General features: G+C 61.9%; 17 protein-coding genes and 1 tRNA gene. 14 read left to right on the top strand and 4 right to left on the bottom strand.

Going from position 1 to position 17,591, the window contains the following annotated elements; genetic code table 11:
- Positions 1-154 precede the first annotated feature (154 nt).
- The 5 genes from FJ964_RS17300 (at position 155) to FJ964_RS17285 (ending at position 6,695) form a co-directional block, all read left to right on the top strand.
- Complete coding sequence (locus tag FJ964_RS17300) at positions 155-1,399, top strand: D-Ala-D-Ala carboxypeptidase family metallohydrolase (protein ID WP_140551497.1); 1,245 nt, start codon at positions 155-157, stop codon at positions 1,397-1,399.
- A gap of 294 nt (positions 1,400-1,693) precedes the next feature.
- Entirely contained in the window at positions 1,694-5,080 is a 3,387-nt protein-coding gene (locus FJ964_RS17295) for a formylglycine-generating enzyme family protein (RefSeq protein WP_140551496.1), read from the top strand.
- A complete protein-coding gene (locus FJ964_RS31670) occupies positions 5,077-5,211 on the top strand; it encodes a hypothetical protein (protein WP_263493364.1) in 135 nt (44 codons plus the stop codon). The genes FJ964_RS17295 and FJ964_RS31670 overlap by 4 nt, the downstream gene beginning before the upstream one ends.
- 98 nt (positions 5,212-5,309) lie before the next feature.
- Positions 5,310-5,384, top strand: a tRNA-Glu gene (locus FJ964_RS17290).
- A 168-nt stretch (positions 5,385-5,552) separates the two neighbouring features.
- Positions 5,553-6,695, top strand: a complete 1,143-nt coding sequence (locus FJ964_RS17285) for a hypothetical protein (protein WP_140551495.1) — start codon at positions 5,553-5,555, stop codon at positions 6,693-6,695.
- Positions 6,696-6,738: 43 nt separating this feature from the next.
- Here the strand turns inward: FJ964_RS17285 and FJ964_RS17280 are convergent, their stop codons facing one another.
- The 4 genes from FJ964_RS17280 to FJ964_RS17265 all read right to left on the bottom strand — a co-directional run bounded on the left by FJ964_RS17280 (position 6,739) and on the right by FJ964_RS17265 (position 8,361).
- Positions 6,739-7,098: a DUF6074 family protein gene (locus FJ964_RS17280; protein WP_224713341.1), complete on the bottom strand. Its 360-nt coding sequence runs from the start codon at positions 7,096-7,098 to the stop codon at positions 6,739-6,741.
- A gap of 44 nt (positions 7,099-7,142) precedes the next feature.
- The gene (locus tag FJ964_RS17275) at positions 7,143-7,439 is read right to left on the bottom strand and encodes a DUF982 domain-containing protein (RefSeq protein ID WP_140551494.1); all 297 of its coding nucleotides are present in this window, start codon (positions 7,437-7,439) and stop codon (positions 7,143-7,145) included.
- Positions 7,440-7,617: 178 nt separating this feature from the next.
- Positions 7,618-7,854 carry a hypothetical protein gene (locus FJ964_RS17270; protein ID WP_140551493.1) on the bottom strand — a complete coding sequence of 79 codons (237 nt, stop codon included), beginning with the start codon at positions 7,852-7,854 and terminating at the stop codon, positions 7,618-7,620.
- Between the two features lie 108 nt (positions 7,855-7,962).
- Positions 7,963-8,361, bottom strand: coding sequence for a hypothetical protein (locus FJ964_RS17265; protein WP_140551492.1), 399 nt, complete (start codon positions 8,359-8,361; stop codon positions 7,963-7,965).
- Positions 8,362-8,569: 208 nt separating this feature from the next.
- Between FJ964_RS17265 and map the strand changes: the two genes are divergently transcribed.
- The 9 genes from map (at position 8,570) to FJ964_RS17220 (ending at position 17,568) form a co-directional block, all read left to right on the top strand.
- A complete protein-coding gene (gene map, locus FJ964_RS17260) occupies positions 8,570-9,397 on the top strand; it encodes a type I methionyl aminopeptidase (protein ID WP_140551491.1) in 828 nt (275 codons plus the stop codon).
- A gap of 112 nt (positions 9,398-9,509) precedes the next feature.
- Positions 9,510-10,235 (top strand): DNA repair protein RadC, encoded by a 726-nt coding sequence (gene radC, locus FJ964_RS17255; protein ID WP_246676193.1) that lies wholly within the window; start codon positions 9,510-9,512, stop codon positions 10,233-10,235.
- A gap of 254 nt (positions 10,236-10,489) precedes the next feature.
- Positions 10,490-11,671, top strand: coding sequence for a PfkB family carbohydrate kinase (locus FJ964_RS17250; protein ID WP_224713342.1), 1,182 nt, complete (start codon positions 10,490-10,492; stop codon positions 11,669-11,671).
- A gap of 36 nt (positions 11,672-11,707) precedes the next feature.
- On the top strand, positions 11,708-12,484 hold the full coding sequence (locus tag FJ964_RS17245; protein ID WP_140551489.1) for a glutamine amidotransferase: 777 nt from the start codon (positions 11,708-11,710) through the stop codon (positions 12,482-12,484).
- 27 nt (positions 12,485-12,511) lie between these two features.
- Positions 12,512-13,282: an ATP-binding cassette domain-containing protein gene (locus tag FJ964_RS17240; RefSeq protein WP_140551488.1), complete on the top strand. Its 771-nt coding sequence runs from the start codon at positions 12,512-12,514 to the stop codon at positions 13,280-13,282.
- A 31-nt stretch (positions 13,283-13,313) separates the two neighbouring features.
- On the top strand, positions 13,314-14,300 hold the full coding sequence (locus tag FJ964_RS17235) for an autoinducer 2 ABC transporter substrate-binding protein (RefSeq protein ID WP_140551487.1): 987 nt from the start codon (positions 13,314-13,316) through the stop codon (positions 14,298-14,300).
- 48 nt (positions 14,301-14,348) lie between these two features.
- Positions 14,349-15,296, top strand: a complete 948-nt coding sequence (locus FJ964_RS17230; protein WP_224713343.1) for an ABC transporter permease — start codon at positions 14,349-14,351, stop codon at positions 15,294-15,296.
- A complete protein-coding gene (locus FJ964_RS17225) occupies positions 15,293-16,249 on the top strand; it encodes an ABC transporter permease (RefSeq protein ID WP_140551486.1) in 957 nt (318 codons plus the stop codon). Before FJ964_RS17230 ends, FJ964_RS17225 begins: the two co-directional genes overlap by 4 nt.
- A 2-nt stretch (positions 16,250-16,251) precedes the next feature.
- Positions 16,252-17,568, top strand: a complete 1,317-nt coding sequence (locus FJ964_RS17220) for an ArgE/DapE family deacylase (RefSeq protein ID WP_140551485.1) — start codon at positions 16,252-16,254, stop codon at positions 17,566-17,568.
- The last annotated feature ends 23 nt before the right edge of the window (positions 17,569-17,591 follow it).

Here is a 17,591-nt window from a genome sequence, read left to right as displayed (position 1 = left end):
ATCTTGCCGCCTAAATTCGGCAATTGCCGCAAAAATACTTCCAGGCTTGCTGATTTGACACAGGTCTCGTTTCCGGATCGGAGACAAGGGGCACCTCGACGCAGCCGTTCGGACGCCGCGCCAAGGATATGCCGATCGGATATCGAGGGGGAATTTGACTTTGAAATCAGCAGGGTGGAGCCTCGCGAAGGGAGAACGCCGCACCATTGCGGCGGCGCTCTGTTCCGTGCTCCTGGCCTCCTGCACGTCGGCCGGCGACCCCACAATGTCGGTTGGCATGCCCGGCTACAATGCCTCCGCATCGGACATTAACGCAGCCTCGACAAACAAGCCGATCGTGGCCGGCGATTCGTCGTCGCAGACGGCGACCACGCAGACCACCGTGATGGCGGAAGGCGACACAGCGCTGCCCGAGACGGTCGCCTACGTGCCGATAGCAAACCCGCAAGCGGCCTTCCCGCTCACCGCGCCGGCTGGAGCTGAAACGATTGCCGGGAACACGCCGCAATCGCTGCAGCAACCGGCGCAGACGGCTCAACAGACTGAGGCGGCGGCGCAGAAGATTGCCGCCGCTGACGCGGCCGTGACGGCACCGAAGCCGGCCTCGGCACAGGCGATGAACAATCCCGTCTATGTGACCGCTGGCGAGGCACCGCAAGCGGAGGCGCCGAGGAAAAGAGGGTTCCTGGCCTCGATGTTTGGCGCCACGCCGGCTTCGGCGAAGCCTGCTCCACTAGTCAACACGCGCGCAGGCGAACCGCCGGCCGTGCAGGCCAAGCCCGCCCCGGCGGCAAAGCCGATCATTACACTGGCCTCGGCCGATTCCGCGGCGAAACCGGTGCAACTGGCTTCGCTCGGCGACGACTCAGGTCACATCACCGGTGGCGATGCCCTGCCGGGCGTCCGCCAGACGGCCCTGTTCGAGATCAAGCGCAAATCCGGCCTCGACGACGAAAGCGACGTCGACCTCAACGAGGATGAAGGATCGGGCGGCCTCTACCAGGTAGCCTCCGCCGCGGGCATGGCGCGCCTCGCGCCCAACGGGCTCTTGAAGCAGAACGAGAGCGTCGACGTGGCGTGCCTCAAGCCCTCGCTGGTGCGCGTGCTCAAGACGATCGAAGGCCATTACGGCCGCAAGATGGTCGTCACCTCCGGCTATCGCGACCCCGCCCGCAACCGCCGTGCCAACGGCGCCAAGAATTCGCTGCACATGTATTGCGCCGCCGCCGACATCCAGGTGCCGGGCGTCTCGAAATGGGAGCTGGCGAGCTACGTCAGGACGATGCCCGGCCGCGGCGGTGTCGGCACCTACTGCCACACCGAATCGGTCCACGTCGACGTCGGCCCCGAGCGCGACTGGAACTGGCGCTGCCGCCGGCGCAGCGGTGGCGAAGGCTGACCAGCGCCGGTTCGGCTGGACGCGCTAACACCGTGGTCCAAACCTCCGCGATTGCCCTCCTTCGCAACAGCGAGGTGAGTTCTGGGCTTGGCAAGAGCACACGCAATCTGTTCTTAAGGCTTAGTCATCTCCTTCTTGAGACCTAGCTTAATTATGGCGCGATAGCTTTTGATCCCCGCAGCAAGCAGCCGGGTTTCCCACCTTCCCGCTTACCTCTTTTCTTCAGGTTGACAGCGATATCCTTGAGGGGGAGCTTTTCACTCAGGATTTGTTAATCATGCTCGGGGGGGTGGAATGCACAAGGTCATCGCGGCGATTGCTGTGCTTGCCTTGGTGGCGGCCATGGGCTCGATATCGCCTTCCTTCGCTCAGCAACGCTGCACGGAAATTGAATTTCCGTCAGGCAAGGACACGGCCGTTCTGAGCGGCCTCGCGCCTGTCGATAATTTCAACTGCTATGAGATAGAGGCCCAGACTGGCCAGAAATCCGCACTGAACATCCTCGGTGGCGACAACACGATTTTCGGAGTCGTGGACGCCCAGGGTGCCATGGACGACTTCACATTAGCGGCTCAAAGAACGAACTATGAAATCCATGTCGGGCAAGCGGGCGGAAAGACCGCCGCAGGGGGAGGCTGGACCATTCGGATAGCGTTGGGCCTCCGCCGATTGATGGCCGATCAGGTAGCCGAGGACGGAAGTGCCCGCGTGCAACTTTCCTGCGCCAAGGCTTTCGGCACAGGCTTCATCGTTTCCCTGCACGGCTATGCCGGGGATGGGCTCGGTCGCGACGGCGCTTCCAAATATCCGGTCAAGCTGGTCGTCGCAGACTCCGATGCCGGAAGTCAGAGTTTCGATCTTCGGATGCGGTATTCCGAGCAGGATCAGGTCTGGACGTCCGAAGAAAGTGCTCCCCGCGGCTTCATAAGATCGTTCGAAGCCGGATCGCGGCTGACCCCTGTGAACGGCGACGGCGGCTTCCCCGTGGCGGCCTTCGACCTGCATGGTTCCTCGAAATATGCCAAGGCCGCGCTCATCTACTGTGGCGGCGACAATGCGGTCGTAGCGGCCGGCACGGCCGCTGCCGGGGATGGGAACAAGGTAATCGGTGCTGAGGCCATTTCCGCTGCTGCCGCTTCATCGGACGCCCGGGCCGGAACGCCATTTCGCGATTGCGAACATTGCCCTGAAATGGTCCCGCTGCCTCCGGGCAGCTTCATGATGGGCGCAAGCCAGAAGGAGATGAAGCGGCTCAGATATGTGCAATGGGCGACGCCTCAACATGAGGTAACGATCGGCTATCCGTTTGCCATCGGTCGCTTCGAGATCACCGTTGATGAGTTTGACACCTATGTGAAGGAAACCGGTGCTGGGGTCGGCGGCAAGTGCGGCATACGTATGATCGAAAGCGGCCCGAACAAATTCAAATATAGCGGCACTCCCGCCCCCGGCGGCGACAAGACTGAATCCGCGCCATACGCCATCTATATCGGCGACGGCTCCTACGCGCAGCCGGGATTACCTGTGACAGGACGGCAACCGGCCGTATGCATTTCCCGCAACGAGATGAAGGACTATCTCGACTGGCTCTCCATGAAGGCGAACAAGCACTACCGGCTGCCGACAGAAGCGGAGTGGGAATACGCCTATCGGGCCGGAACGGATACGTTCAATTATTGGGGCGATGACTTCAAGCAGACATGCGACTACGCGAATTTCGCAGACCGCAAGTCTGGTTATCAGGCAGGCATGGCTGCCTCCTGTTCGGAGAAAATACATCCTGACTGGACCGCCGAGGTCGGTTCCTACAAGCCCAACTCATGGGGTCTTTACGACATGGGCGGTAACGCCCAGGAAGCCGTCGAGGACTGCTTTCACAAGAGCTACCAAGGGGCGCCTGCTGACGGTTCGCCTTGGACGGAGCCCGACTGCGTTCTCTTCGCGGCGCGCAGCGGCGACTATGAGCTGACGCAGTTCTCCATGCGTGGGTCAGAGCGGTTGCTGTTCGGATACACCGACGACGCCGATGATGGCATGTGGAACCGGGACGAAGGGTCCGATGAACGCTTCAACGTCATGGGTTTCCGCGTGGCCTTGTCGCTCGACGACAAGAGCTGGGACAAGAGCGCGCGAGCTGCTGCGCCCGAAAAACCGGCAGAAGTGAAGGTTGCGGCCGCTGCATCACCGACCACAACAGACAGTGGTCCGCAATATGACCACCTGCCCGCCGCGGTCAAAACCTACGTCGAGGATATCCGCAACAGTTGCAAGGACTATGACCCGAGCGGCATCCCTGCCAACAAGATGTCGGGCGTCAGACCGATTTCGCTTGTCGACGGCACGCCAGCCCTTCTCATCGAGAATGAAACCTTATGTTCCGGCCATTACTCGGGCGCGAATTGCAGCAATCGCGGGTGCGACGTGGTGGTCATGGTCGAAGGGAACAGCGGTTGGAAGGAAATCTTCCACGAGCATCTATACGACGACACCTTCGACATCGGCGAGGACAAAAAGCTGAACTCGATTTCGGCGACGATCTATGCGGGCGACCCGCATTGTGGTCCCCCTCGGAACGCCAAATTCATGTCCAGCGACAGCTGCGATGTCGTGATTCACTATGAAAACAAGGGCTGGGTTTGGCGAAAAACCCAACATGCGGCGACGTCGCGCGTCACCGGCGGCCAGATAGGGGCGGACACCGCACCTTCGACCACTGAGAATTGCGGCGGCTCATATGTCTTCGTGCAATTGGTCACGTTCCTGTATGATCCTCTGCTCGGCCCGAAAGTGGATCGACAAATGCTCGAGGCAAAGGGTGACGCCGCCTCCTGGTACGACGTGGAATGCGATGCGGCTGGGAGGCCCTCGATCTTTACCCGCTACGAGTTTGGCAAGAAGACCGGTCTGACAGCCGTGGAATACGACGGTCAGTCGAACCATGTGGCGCGGCAGGTCGCCAAAGGTCCGGACGGAAATGTGCTCGATACCAGCGTGATTGCGCGCAATGCAAAGATGCGGCCTGCTAGAATCGAGGTCCTGAATGCAGATGGCGTAGCCGAAAAGGTCGGCCTCTTCAGCTATGGTGATGACTTCGTCGATCTGAACATTACGGAGGTGAAAAGCGGCGCATCACTATGGCATGCTCGTGAATGGTTCGATGACAGCGGAGCCCTTACCCGAGCATATTGGTACTATCCGAGGTTTTGGTACGACTATCACTACGATCCGAAAACGGGCCTTTATCCGGCGCACGACAAGTATGACGGCGACGTGAAATTCGCGACAACGAAGTACGAATACGACGAGTTCGGGAATACCCTGTCCCGCAGGTCTACATGCATTGTGGACACGTGCGACACGGTGACCAGTTTCGGAAAATACGACCACGGCCATCTGGCACACGAAGAGGCGGAACTCAAAAGCGGAGACCAGCTTGTCTGGGAGAACGCGTACGATGCCGAAGGCCGACTGGCGGTGTCGCATCTGAATGCGAACGGGCGTTTCGTTATCAAGTTCGTTGTTGAACGAGATGGACCCTTGGTCAAACAGACGGTTGCCTATTCCCCGAAGGGCAAGAAGCTCTTCGTCTATGATCGCGCGGAGACGGTATACATAACCAGAAACGGATCCCCGGTGAATGGCGGCAAATACAAGCGCTTTACGAAACACGATGTCTGGTGAACAAACCGGTGTCACTGTTGAGCGACATGCATTTGCATCAGGGCCGCTTCCGCAATCGTCTGAAAAGTGCCCGGAAATCCACGCAGCGGCTGGTGACGGCCGCCAGAAAAATTGCCGCCGGCGCTGCGTGAATCACTCGCTTCGGCAGGCAGGAAAAAAGTTGTCCAAGCCGGCACCTGACGGGTTGCCGGTTGCGCACAACGCCAGTATAAGCCGCTTTCATCTGAGCGCGCCCATCGTCTAGCGGTCAGGACACCGCCCTTTCACGGCGGTAACAGGGGTTCGATTCCCCTTGGGCGTACCAGCTTCACTCGATGTCCCCTACGCTCCCTTTCGGCGTCAAGAGCTATCGCGCCGGACAGGGTAACACCCCCTTCCGAAACGTCATTTTACGTGTTGACCATTCCGTCGCCTCGACCTTGTCGAGGGCAAGGCTCGATGGTTAAATCGGCTTTCCCAAGGGGGATGCTAGATGGCAGTTCACCTTTCGGCGGAGGATCGAGCGCCGGCGGCGACGCCGCCACAAAGATATCTCTTTGGCCCGCTGGCGGACTTCCTCATGCTTGGCGGCAGCGCGTTCCTGATTTTGCCAGCCCTGTTCTTCGTGCCGCTCAAATACGAAGGCGCCGTGGCTGCGGTGATGCTTTTCCTGGCTTATCTGATCAACTATCCGCATTTCGCCCACTCCTACCAGCTCTTCTATCGCAATTTTGGAAGCAAGGTGCGCGGCGATGGATACGACAGGGGCCTCCAGGTCCGCTATATCTTCGCCGGCATTGCCGTTCCCCTGCTCATGGGCGGGTTTTTTGCTTACGGCTCGATAACGGCGAACGCCCGGCTGCTCGGAAACGCAGCCAACGCGATGTTCTTTTTCGTGGGCTGGCACTACGTCAAGCAAGGCTACGGCATGTTGATGGTGGACGCCGTGTTGAAGCGCAGGTTCTTCACCAATCCGGATAAGAAAATCCTGCTGGTCAACAGCTATGCCGTATGGCTGTTTGCATGGCTCCAGACGAACACGGCGGTCAGCCAAGCAAAATACTACGGTCTGGAATATTACACGTTTGCCACCCCTGCGTGGCTCAATGCGATCGCGCTGTCGGCCGCGGCCGCTTCCACTGCCGCCACCGTTGTGATGCTGATCAATCGCTGGAGCAAAAATGGCGGCAGCCTGCCGTATAACGGCGTCCTCGCTTACAGCGCGTCCCTGTACCTGTGGATCCTGGTCGTGAGAATAAATCCGCTCTGGCTGCTCGTGGTGCCGGCACTCCATTCGCTGCAGTACCTGGCCGTGGTCTGGCGCTATCAAAGCAATGTCGAGCGTGACGGGCCCGATGCAGAAAGGGTTCCAGACTCCAGAATCCTGTCCATTCTTGGTCCGATCTACAGGATGCGTGTCCTGGGGTTCGTCATCGCCGGCGGGGTCCTCGGCGGTCTCGGTTTCTGGCTGGTCCCGGCGGCACTGACTGCCTTGATCCCTTACGACAAGGAAGTCCTGGGTTCGTCGCTGTTCTTCTTCATAGTGTTGATCTTCATCAACGTGCACCACTACTTCCTTGACAACGTCATGTGGCGACGCGGCAACCCCGAAGTATCAAAATATCTGTTCCGCTAGCGGTTGGCAGGGAGCGGGATGCAGGGACGCCCGCCAAGCACTTTCAGGCGGAAAGAATTGGCATCGGCTCAGTTGCCGCGCCAGCCGATATCTCTTTTTGCACGGCGAAGAAGAACCTGCGCACCTCGTCGCTCGCCGCCGCCCTGTCCCTGCCTGACCTGACGACGAGATCGAACAACTCCGTTGCCTTGGCCCTCCAGAACGAGGTGGCGCTATCGCCATGCAGACTGTCGAGCCTTGTGGCCACCTCCCGAACCAGGAATGCCTGACGGTCGATCGGGAATGCACGGATTTTTTCTGGGGACATCTTCTGAACCACGAGACTGACGCAACGAATCAACCATTGCCGAACAAGCATGGCGTAGCCGCGAAAGTGGAAACGGAAGCTTAATGGCATCGGCATCGATGCGCCGTTCGGCCACGGGAACAAAAGAGCGCAGCGCACCCTCAGGCTTGCAGCCCTCTCGCCTGACCACCGCGCTTGCGCGGTGCCATCATGTCCCGGGCCATCAGCCCGGTCACCCGGCAGAACGCCATGAACGCCCGGCAGGCATCCTCGGTCTTGACGACGTCCACGGTAGCGCCGAAGCAGGCGTTGAAGGCCTTCTGGTAAATCGGGCCTTGCCGGCGCAGCGGCCAGTCCTGGAGGAAATCAAGGGCCTGTTCGACGCTGTAGATCTCCTCGACAGGCAGGCCGGGTCCGGGCGCGATACGCACCGGCACCTCGAATTGCAGTCTGTCCATCCGCCATCTCCCGAACTGTCGTCACCAGCGGCAACGCCATCCGTCGTAAAAAGTTGCTTTGACCGGCCGCTACCGCAGGAATGTGGCGTCTCCGCGGTCATGGACGTTTTGCCGCAGCCGCCGCAAGCAAGCGCCAAGGCGCTCGACCGTGTCGAACGCGGGCGCCTTGGCGATCCGACTACTGGTTGGCGGGATCGGTCTCCGCATCGAAGGCCATGCGCACCGCCGTAAGCAGCACGAAGGCCGACGGCACAGCGAAAATCCCGCCAAGGACAAGCGCCCCTGTCGCCGAAAGGCCGAGCGTCTCCGTCAGCGCCCAATAGACGGTCCCGATACAGATGAGCGCCTGGACGGAAAGGAAAATGGCGGCGCAAGCCGCGCGTGAAAGGCTCTTGAGTGTCTTGATACGTTGCATGGAAACAATCCGGAAATGACGCGCCACACACCGCTGCGCGACCGAGGCCGCCGCACGGATCGCGACGCGAACAGGAAGTGATTTGGGTGAAGGAGCGGTTGAAACCGCTCAGGCCGGAACCGACGGCGGTGCGCGCGGCTGGTTGGCAGTCGCCCAAGATGTACGGGCCAACTCGCCAGCAGCGACGATCTCTGCCGGCGGAACCGACACCAACCAGGAAAAGACGGTGTCCCGAGCCGGCAGGGCCGGATGGCCGCCGGCGAACTTGACCAGAGCCGGCCGGCCGGAACGAACTTCCAGCGCCTGCGCCTTGCCGGTGATGCGCAGCAGCGCCGCCGCTTCGCCGGACCGCTCCACGCCGGCGGTGGCGACGTCGGAGGCTGCTCCGGCAAGGACGGGCACCTCCGCCCGGCCAAGGGACAGCATCGCCAGCAGCACCAGGCTCATCAGCAATGAACAGGCCAACTTCAACGGCGCTTCCGGCAATCTGGCGTGTTTGACCCTCATGAAATCTCCAAAAACCTCCCTCGCCCTACCGCACGGTCGATCGAAAGGGAAGAACGAGCGCGTCAAAGACACCGGGGCGCGCCGAATATCCCTGCCGCATGGTCGCGTCCGGGCAGTTCTTCCTTGAACCTTTTGTCCTCAAGTGCCAAATCTGGGGAGATTTTCACGCCGGCTCCCTTGCGGAGCCACACCGGCAAGACGGACACCAATGGTCACCTATCTCGACGCCGCCACGGCACCGCTCAGAAACACCGGCCAGATTCGCCTCTATGGCGAGGAAGGTTTTGCCGGCATGCGCAAGGCGTGCGATCTCACGGCGCGCTGCCTCGACGAACTGGTGCCGATGGTTGCGCCCGGCGTCACCACCGACACCATCGATCGCTTCGTTTTCGAGTTCGGCATGGATCATGGCGCGCTGCCGGCGACGCTCAACTACCGCGGCTACACCAAGTCTTCCTGCACCTCGATCAACCATGTCGTCTGCCATGGCATCCCCGACAACAAGCCGCTGAAGGATGGCGATATCGTCAACATCGACGTTACTTACATCCTTGACGGCTGGCACGGCGATTCCTCGCGCATGTACCCCGTCGGCACCATAAAACGCGCTGCTGAACGCTTGCTCGAAGTCACCCACGAATGCCTGATGCGCGGCATTGCCGCGATCAGGCCCGGCGCCCGCACCGGCGCCATTGGCGCCGCCATCCAGACCTATGCCGAGGGCGAGCGCTGTTCGGTGGTGCGCGACTTCTGCGGCCACGGCGTCGGCCAGTTGTTCCACGACGCGCCCAACATCCTGCATTACGGCAGCGCCAATGAGGGCATCGAGATGCGGCCCGGCATGATCTTCACCGTCGAGCCTATGATCAACCTCGGACGGCCGCATGTGAAAGTCCTGTCGGACGGCTGGACGGCGGTGACGCGCGACCGCTCGCTGTCGGCGCAGTACGAGCACACGATCGGCGTGACCGACACCGGCTGCGAGATCTTCACCCTGTCCCCCAAAAAGCTCGACCGCCCCGGCCTGCCGGCATAATGTTTCGTCCTGCCGGACCTCGCGGTCGGGAGAGTTGGGGGCAGACGATATGTCAGGTGACGACGACGAGCGCAGTTTCTTTGCAGAAAAGCCTGCGCAGCTTCTCGCGACCATGCACTCTCCTGCGAAAGCCGGGCCTCCCGCGAAGGCCAGGGGGATCGAGGAGAAGCCGCATTATCTCGGCCATCGCGACCGTTTGCGCGAACGCTTCGCCTCGGCAGGTCCGGACGCCCTGCCCGATTATGAGCTTCTGGAACTCCTGCTCTTCCGCCTGATCCCGCGTGCCGACACCAAGCCGGTCGCCAAGGCGCTGCTGGCACGCTTCGGTACGTTGGCCGAGGTGCTTGGCGCGCCCGTCGGCCTCCTCCAGGAGGTCAAGGGCGTGGGCCCGGCGGTAGCGCTCGACCTGAAGGTCATTACGGCGACGGCCCAGCGCATGGCCCGCGGCGAGGTCCATGGCCGCGAAATCCTCTCCTCCTGGCAGCAGCTTCTCGACTATTGCCGGTCAGCCATGGCCTTCGAGGCGCGCGAGCAGTTCCGCATCCTGTTCCTCGACAAGAAGAACACGCTGATTGCCGACGAGGTGCAGCAGACCGGCACCGTTGATCATACGCCCGTCTATCCGCGTGAGGTGGTCAAGCGCGCGCTCGAACTGTCGGCGACGGCAATCATCCTGGTCCACAACCACCCGTCGGGCGACCCTACCCCATCGCGTGCCGATATCGAGATGACCAAGGAGATCATCGACGCGGCCAAGCGGCTGGGCATTTCCGTGCATGACCACATCATCATCGGTCGCAAGGGCTATTCCAGCATGAAGGGCTTGCTGCTGATCTAGATGATGAACTCGCCGACATTGCCGGCGTCAGGCCAGGCCGGTCAATGGAATGAAAGCAGCGAATTCGCCGGCACGGTCTTTCGGCTCAAGAATTTGAAAATCGTTCAATTCTGGAATAATTGCCCGAAATTTGCGACCATGTCGCTATGCTTTTCCAAATACATCTCCAAATTCCCGGGCTTTTAGAAGATAATTCCGTTGAGGGGCGCCATTTCCGTTGATACCGTTTGAAACGCTTCAATTGGAACCTGCCATTGCAACGCAAGCGCCCGACCATAGCGGATGTCGCACGCACCGCCGGTGTCTCCATCGGAACGGTGTCGAACTTCATCAATGGGACTGCGGGCCTGAAGGAGGCCACGCGCGAACGCATCGAAAAGGCGATCGCCACGCTGATGTACCGGCCGAGTTCGTTTGCGCGTTCGCTGCCGGGCCGCGCGCCTCACAGGCCGAAGAATCTCGATCATCTGCCGAGGCTCCTGGTCGCGGGCCGGGTCAGCGTCGACTTTCTCTGCCGCGTGGACGTCCTGCCGCATCGCGACGACCGCATCACAGCCAGCCATATCGAGAAGGCGCTGGGCGGGCCTGCGGCCAATCTCGCGGTTGCCGCCGCCGGTGTCGGGGCGCCCTACGCTCTCGACGTGGAACTGGCGACGGCGGTCGGCGAAGACCCGGAGAGTGACTGGGCGCTCAGCGCGCTTTCCAAGCTGGGCGTCCACGCACTGCCGATCCGCAACACGCCCAACAACCGCCTTTCGCAGGCCATCGTGATCATCGAGCGCAATGGCAGCCGCACGATCATCAGTGAACCGTTCGAACTCGGCGAGATCGATCTGACCGCCAATCTGGACATCCAGCCCGAGCCGCGCCCGGCCTGTCTTCACATCGAAGGCTTCCACTACGAAACGATGACCGCTTCCATCGCACGCTTTCATCAGGCCGGCTGGAGGGTGAGCCTGCATTCGGCCGGCCTGCCCAAGAGTGCGCGCACGCCGGAAACCTTCACGCAGATGGTCAGGCATATCGATCTGACCTTCATCAACGATGTGATGATGCGGGAGATTTTCGACTTTCGCTCCAGGATGGCGACGATGATCGAAGAGGTGCGGCTGATGCTGGCCCGCATCAAGCCGCGCGGAACGGTCGTGCTCACTCTCGGCGAGTTTGGCGCGGTCGTCTTTCCGGCGAATGGCGGACCGCAGATCGAGGTGCCGGCACTGCCTGTCGACCGCGTCGATGCGACGGGCGCCGGCGACAGCTTCGCCGGCATATTCCTAAGCCTCTGGCTGCATGGTGCGTCGCTTGACGACGCCGCCCGCCATGCGGCGATCGGCGCGAGCCTGACGACCACGGTCGAAGGCGCACAGGGCTACATCGCGGATTTCGCGACTTTGAAGGCTGCCGCCTTGGCGAACAACGCCATGTTGGCAAGCTGAACCAACAACTTACGGGAACCCAGGAGAGTATTGATCATGGCGAAAACAAGAGTGCTTCTGGTCGGCGAGAGCTGGATGAGTTCGGCGACCCACTACAAGGGGTTCGATCAGTTCGGCAGCGTCACCTTTCACCTGGGCGCGACGCCGCTGGTCGATGCTTTGAAGAGCAGCGAATTCGACCTCGACTACATGCCGGCCCATGAAGCCGTCGAAAAGCTGCCCTTCACCATGGAGGGCCTGTCGCAATACAAAGCCATCATCCTCTCCGACATCGGCGCGAACTCGCTGCTGCTTCACCCCGATGTCTGGCTGCACGGCAAGACAGTGCCCAACCGGCTCAAGCTTCTGCGCGACTGGACCCGGGCCGGCGGCGGCCTGGTCATGATCGGTGGTTATTTCTCCTTCCAGGGCATCGACGGCAAGGCGCGCTGGCACCGCACGGCCGTCGAGGAGGCGCTGCCGGTGACCTGCCTTCCCTATGACGACCGGCTCGAGATTCCCGAAGGGTTCCGGCCTGAAATCACCGGCCCCAAGGATCACCCGATCTTTGCCGGCATCGAAGGCGAATGGCCGCTGCTGCTCGGCGCCAACGAGGTCATCGCTCGCGATCGCGATGACGTCGAAATCCTCGCACGGTTGCCGCAGGATCAGGGCGGCCATCCGCTGCTGGTCACCGGCCGCCATGGCCAGGGCCGCACGCTGGCCTGGACGTCGGATATCGGCCCGCATTGGCTGCCCAACAGCTTCGTGGAATGGCCGGGCTATGCGCGTCTTTGGACCAACGTGCTGCGCTGGGTCAGCAAGGCCGTCTAGCCGACCAGCAACCGCCGGGGAACCGCCATGACAGAACCGTTTCTTGTCGCCAGAAATATCGCCAAGCGCTTCGGCGCTCTGACTGCGCTTGCCGATGTCGACCTGGAAATCCGCTCCGGCGAGGTGCTGGCGCTTCTCGGCGACAATGGCGCCGGCAAATCCACCTTCATCAAGATCCTGGCGGGCGCCCATCCACCCAGCGATGGAAAGCTTCTCATCGAGGGCAATCCGGTGGCTTTCTCCTCGCCCAAGGATGCGGCGTCGTCGGGGATCGCGACGATCTTTCAGGAACTGGCGCTCTCGGAAAACCTGTCGATTGCCGAAAACGTCTTTCTCGGCCGCGAATTGAAACGCTCCATTTTGGGTATTCCCTTCCTGAAGCGCAAGGAGATGCGCCAGCGCGTCGATGGTCTGTTGAAAGAGCTCGACGCGCATATTTCCGATCCGGAAGCACCCGTCGGCAGCCTGTCCGGCGGCCAGCGCCAAGCCGTGGCCATCTGCCGGGCGCTCAATCTGAATGCGAAGCTGGTCATCATGGACGAGCCGACGGCGGCCCTTGCCGTCGCCGAGACCCGCAAGGTCCTGGCACTGACGCGGCGGCTTGCCGCGCGCGGCTGCGCCGTCGTCCTCATCAGCCACAACATTTCCGAAGTGTTCGAGGTTGCTGATCGCATCGTGGTGTTCCGGCGCGGCCGCAAGGTGGCGGAGCGGCTGGCGGCCGAGACCAGTCACGAGGAAGTCGTTTCGCTCATAACAGGCGCCCATCCCGACGTGCGGGCGCTTGAAAAATCAAACTGAAATGCACGTCCATTCCAGAGAGGATAAACCAATGCTTTCTCAACTCAAAAAAGCGCTCGCGGTTTCCGCGCTGTCATTCCTGGTCGCCACGGCAGCACATGCCGCCGACAAGCACAAGGTCGCCTTCGTCCCGCAATTGATCGGCATCCCCTACTTCAATGCCATGGAAACCGGCGGCAATCGCGCCGCCAAGGATCTGGGCGTCGATTTCATTTATTCCGGCCCCGTCGACACCAACCCGGTCGATCAGCTGCAGATCGTGCAGAACCTGATCGACCAGGGGGTCCAGGCGATCTCGGTCAGCGTGCTGGATGCGTCCAGCATCGCGCCCGTCGTCGAGAGCGCCAAGGCCAAGGGCATCAAGCTTTTCACCAGCGACAGCGATGCACCCGACAGCGGCCGTGCCGTCTATGTGGCGCAGGCGACCGACGAAGGGCTCGGCACGACGATCATCGATGAACTGGTCAAGCGCGTCGGCGGGGACGCCACGATCGGCATCGTCTCCGGCGAGGCGACGGCGTCCAATCTCAATGCCTGGATCGGCTACATGCAGAAAGAGGCCGCCGCCAAATATCCGAAGCTGAAACTGCTCGATCCGCAATTTGCCGGCGGCACGGCCGAGCGCGCCGCGCAGATATCAGGCGATCTCATGGCCGCCAATCCCGACATCAAGGCCATCATCGCCGTCGCATCCTCGACCTGTCCTGGCGTCGCCCAGGCCATCGAGACCGCCGGCAAGATCGGCTCCGTCATCGGCACGGGCTACTGCAGCCCGAACACGGCGCGATCCTACCTGAAGAGCGGCGCCTTCGGCTTCACTGTGCTGTGGGATCCCGAGCAGCTCGGCTATCTCACAGTCTGGGCCGGCAAGCAGCTGATCGACGGCAAGGCCTTCGAAGCGGAAAACAAGATCGCCGGCCTCGAAAAGCCCGCCACCTATGATGCCGCCAAGGGCATCCTGCTGCTCGGACCGCCGGCGGTCTTCACCAAGGACAATGTCGACAAGTTCAACTTCTGAAGCCTTGGGATGAACACGGTGCGACAGTTTGGAAACGACGTTTTGGCCATGAACGGGCGAGAGTGGTCCCTGCTTGCCGCCTGTCTCCTGGCGATCGTCATCTTTTCTGTCGCATCGCCCCACTACGCGACGCCAGGCAATGCGGCGACCGTCCTGCGTAACAGCGTCGAACTGCTGCTGATCGGCCTTGGCATGACCTTGCTGCTGGCCATGGGCGGCATCGATGTGTCGATCGGCATCGTCATGGGGCTGGCGGCCATCGCCATCGGCCGCGTGCTCGGTGCGGATGGCAGTCCGGCGCTGGCGATCATTGTCGGACCGCTGGTCGGTGCGCTGCTCGGCTGCGTGACGGCCGCCGTCGTCGTCCTCGGCCGCGTTCCGGCAATCGTGGGAACGCTGGGCCTGCTTGGCGTCTACCGCACTGCCGTCTTTGTCCTTCTCGGCGGGCAGTGGCTCTCGGGCCTGCCCTCGAGCCTCACCAATCTTCTTGCAACCGCCGTGCTCGGCGTTCCGGTTCCCGCCATCGTCATTGCCGTCGCCTATCTGGTCGTTTGGCTGGCGTTGCGGCGAACCCCCTACGGGCCGCACCTGCTGGCGATCGGCAATTCCGAGGAAAAGGCGCGGCTGTCGGGAATCCCCGTGGTCAAGGTACGCTTCATGACCTTCGTCATCAGTGGCGTCCTGACCGGCATTGCCGCCACGTTCTACGTCGCCACCTACCGCAATGTGGAGATGACGATCGGCAGCACGCTGGCGCTCGATGCCATCGCCGCGGTCATTCTCGGCGGCACGAGCATATTGGGCGGCAGATGCAGCCTGATCGGCACGGTCTTCGGCGTACTGCTTCTGAGAATTCTCCAGAATGGATTGCTCTTGATCGGCGTTCCCTCGCTTTGGCAGCCTGTGGTCACCGGCGTTCTCATCATCGGCGTGCTTGGCTTCGAAGCCGTCTCCAACCGGCTGCCCCTGGCCCAATTCCTGCGAGCCCGCGCATGAACAGGATCCGGAACCTGCAGGGCCCCGCCCTCACCTTGGCTCTGCTGTGCGGTCTCTGGCTGCTCGTCATTGCCGGCCTGCTGGCGCTCAAGCCTTCCGTGTTCAGTCTCGGCACCGTCACCACAATCCTGCAATTCTCGACGATCCTGGCCCTGGTCGGTCTTGGACAGGGCCTGGTCGTCCTGGCTGGCGGCGCGGGCATCGACCTGTCCGTCGGCGGCGCCGTTTCGCTGTCGGCGATCGTTGCCATGCTTTCCCTGAAGCTGGGGTTGCCACCCCTCCTGTTGCCGGTCGTCTGCATCCTGGCCGGCGCCATGCTCGGCGCCCTGAACGGATGGCTGGTGAACGGCCTTGCCCTTCTCCCCTTCATCGCGACGCTCGGAACATTCTTCGTCTATTCCGGCCTGGCGTTGGCGGTCACCGGCGGCGCGGCGCAGTCCGGCGTGCCGGCCTGGCTGCTCGTTTGGGGGCGCGGCGTGGTCATGGGCATCCCCGTGCCTTTCCTTACGCTCGCCGTCCCCTGCTTCGCGCTTGCCGGTCTCGTGCTGCTCTCGACGGCTTGGGGACGCTGGATCTACGCCATGGGCTTCAATGAACGCTCGGCCAAACTGGTCGGCATTCCGGTCGATCGCGTACGCTTCATCCTTTATGTGCTGAGCGGCGCGCTTGCCGGTGCGGCCGGCCTCGTCTCCCTCGCCTGGCTCGGCAGCGGCAGGCCCAATATCGGCCAGAACCTCGAACTGGAATCCCTGACCGCGGCCATGCTGGGAGGCATCGTCATCACTGGCGGGCGCGGTGGCGTCGGTGGCGTGTTCGCGGCCGTCCTGCTGCTGGTCACGCTGAAGACCGGCCTTCTGCAATTGAACATCAACACGGTCTGGCAGGTGGGGATTGTCGGCGCCCTTCTGGTTTTCGTGCTCCTCGCCGACCGACTTTCCCAACGTTGGAGATAAAAATGCCTTCCATGGAAGAGACCATCGCCGCGCGCGTCGAGGCGGCCGCCGAGCGCATCGTCAAGACACTGAGTGATCTCGTGGCCTTCCCTTCGATCGTGAAATCCAATCCCAAAGAGGCTGGCCCTGGCGAGCGTGATTGCCAGCTCTATCTGCAAAAGCGCATCGAAGCGCTCGGCTTCTCGACCGATCTCTGGGATCCGGACGGTCCGGCGCTCTACGAAAAATACAAGGGTCGTGCCGGCGCCAACAAGGGCAGGACCTTCGAGGGCAGGCCCAATCTCGGCGGCGTTTTGAAGGGCAATGGCGGCGGACGCTCCATCATGCTGACCGGCCATATCGACGTCGTCCCGCCGGGTGCCGCCGGCCACTGGACCACCGATCCCTTCCAGCCTGTCCTGAAGGATGGATTCCTGCACGGTCGAGGCACGGTCGACATGAAGGGCGGCGTCGCCTGCATGCTGATGGCCGTCGAGATCCTGAAGGAACTCGATGTTCCCCTGTCCGGAGACGTCGTCTTCACCACCGTCGTCGACGAGGAAATCGGCGGCATGGGGTCGCTCGCCATGGTCGATCGCGGCTTTCGCGCTGACGCCGGGATTATGACCGAACCGACAGCGAACAGGATCGCACCGCTTTGTCACGGCATTCTGTGGGGCAAAATCATCATAGACGGCATAGGCGGCCATGCCGAACTGACGCCCAACGCCTGGTATTCGAGCGGCCCGGTCGACGCCGTCCAGCTCTGCCGGCAGATACTCGACGGCATCGACATCCTCAACCGGCGCTGGATGTTCGATCCCAGGAAGAACCACCCGCTGATGGACCTGCCAAACCAGATCATCGTCACCCAGATCAATGCCGGAGAACATCCGTCCTCCATGGCGGGACGCGGCGAGATCATCATCGACGCACAGTACCTGCCGAGCGAGCATGACGAGTTCAGGCTTGGCGGCAACGTCAAACGCGAAATCGAAGAGCACATCGCCAATGTCTGCCAGGCGGATCCTTATCTGCGAAAGCACCCTGCCCGTGTCGAATGGATCCTCGATGCCGATTGCGCCGAGATCCCGTCGGACAACCCCTTTGTCGGCCTGTTTCAGGAGGCCGTCAAAGCAGCCGACCTGTCGCCGGCCCTGAGCGGCTTCGGCGCGCACAGCGACATCGGCCTGCCGACTGGCTTGGGCAACACCCCGACCGTCAACTTCGGCCCTGGCGATCCGGCGCAGGCGCATCAGCCGAACGAGCGCGTTTCGGTCCGCGATCTCGTCGATTGCACGAAGGCGATTGCGATTGCGGTCGAGAAATGGTGCCGCTAGCAGGCCACAGGCCCGAGCGGCAG

The sequence above is a fragment of the Mesorhizobium sp. B2-3-2 genome (genome assembly GCF_006442295.1).
Lineage (GTDB): Bacteria > Pseudomonadota > Alphaproteobacteria > Rhizobiales > Rhizobiaceae > Mesorhizobium.
The sequence above is the reverse complement of the archived record's forward strand: the minus strand, read 5'-3'. Positions and strand labels throughout refer to the sequence as shown.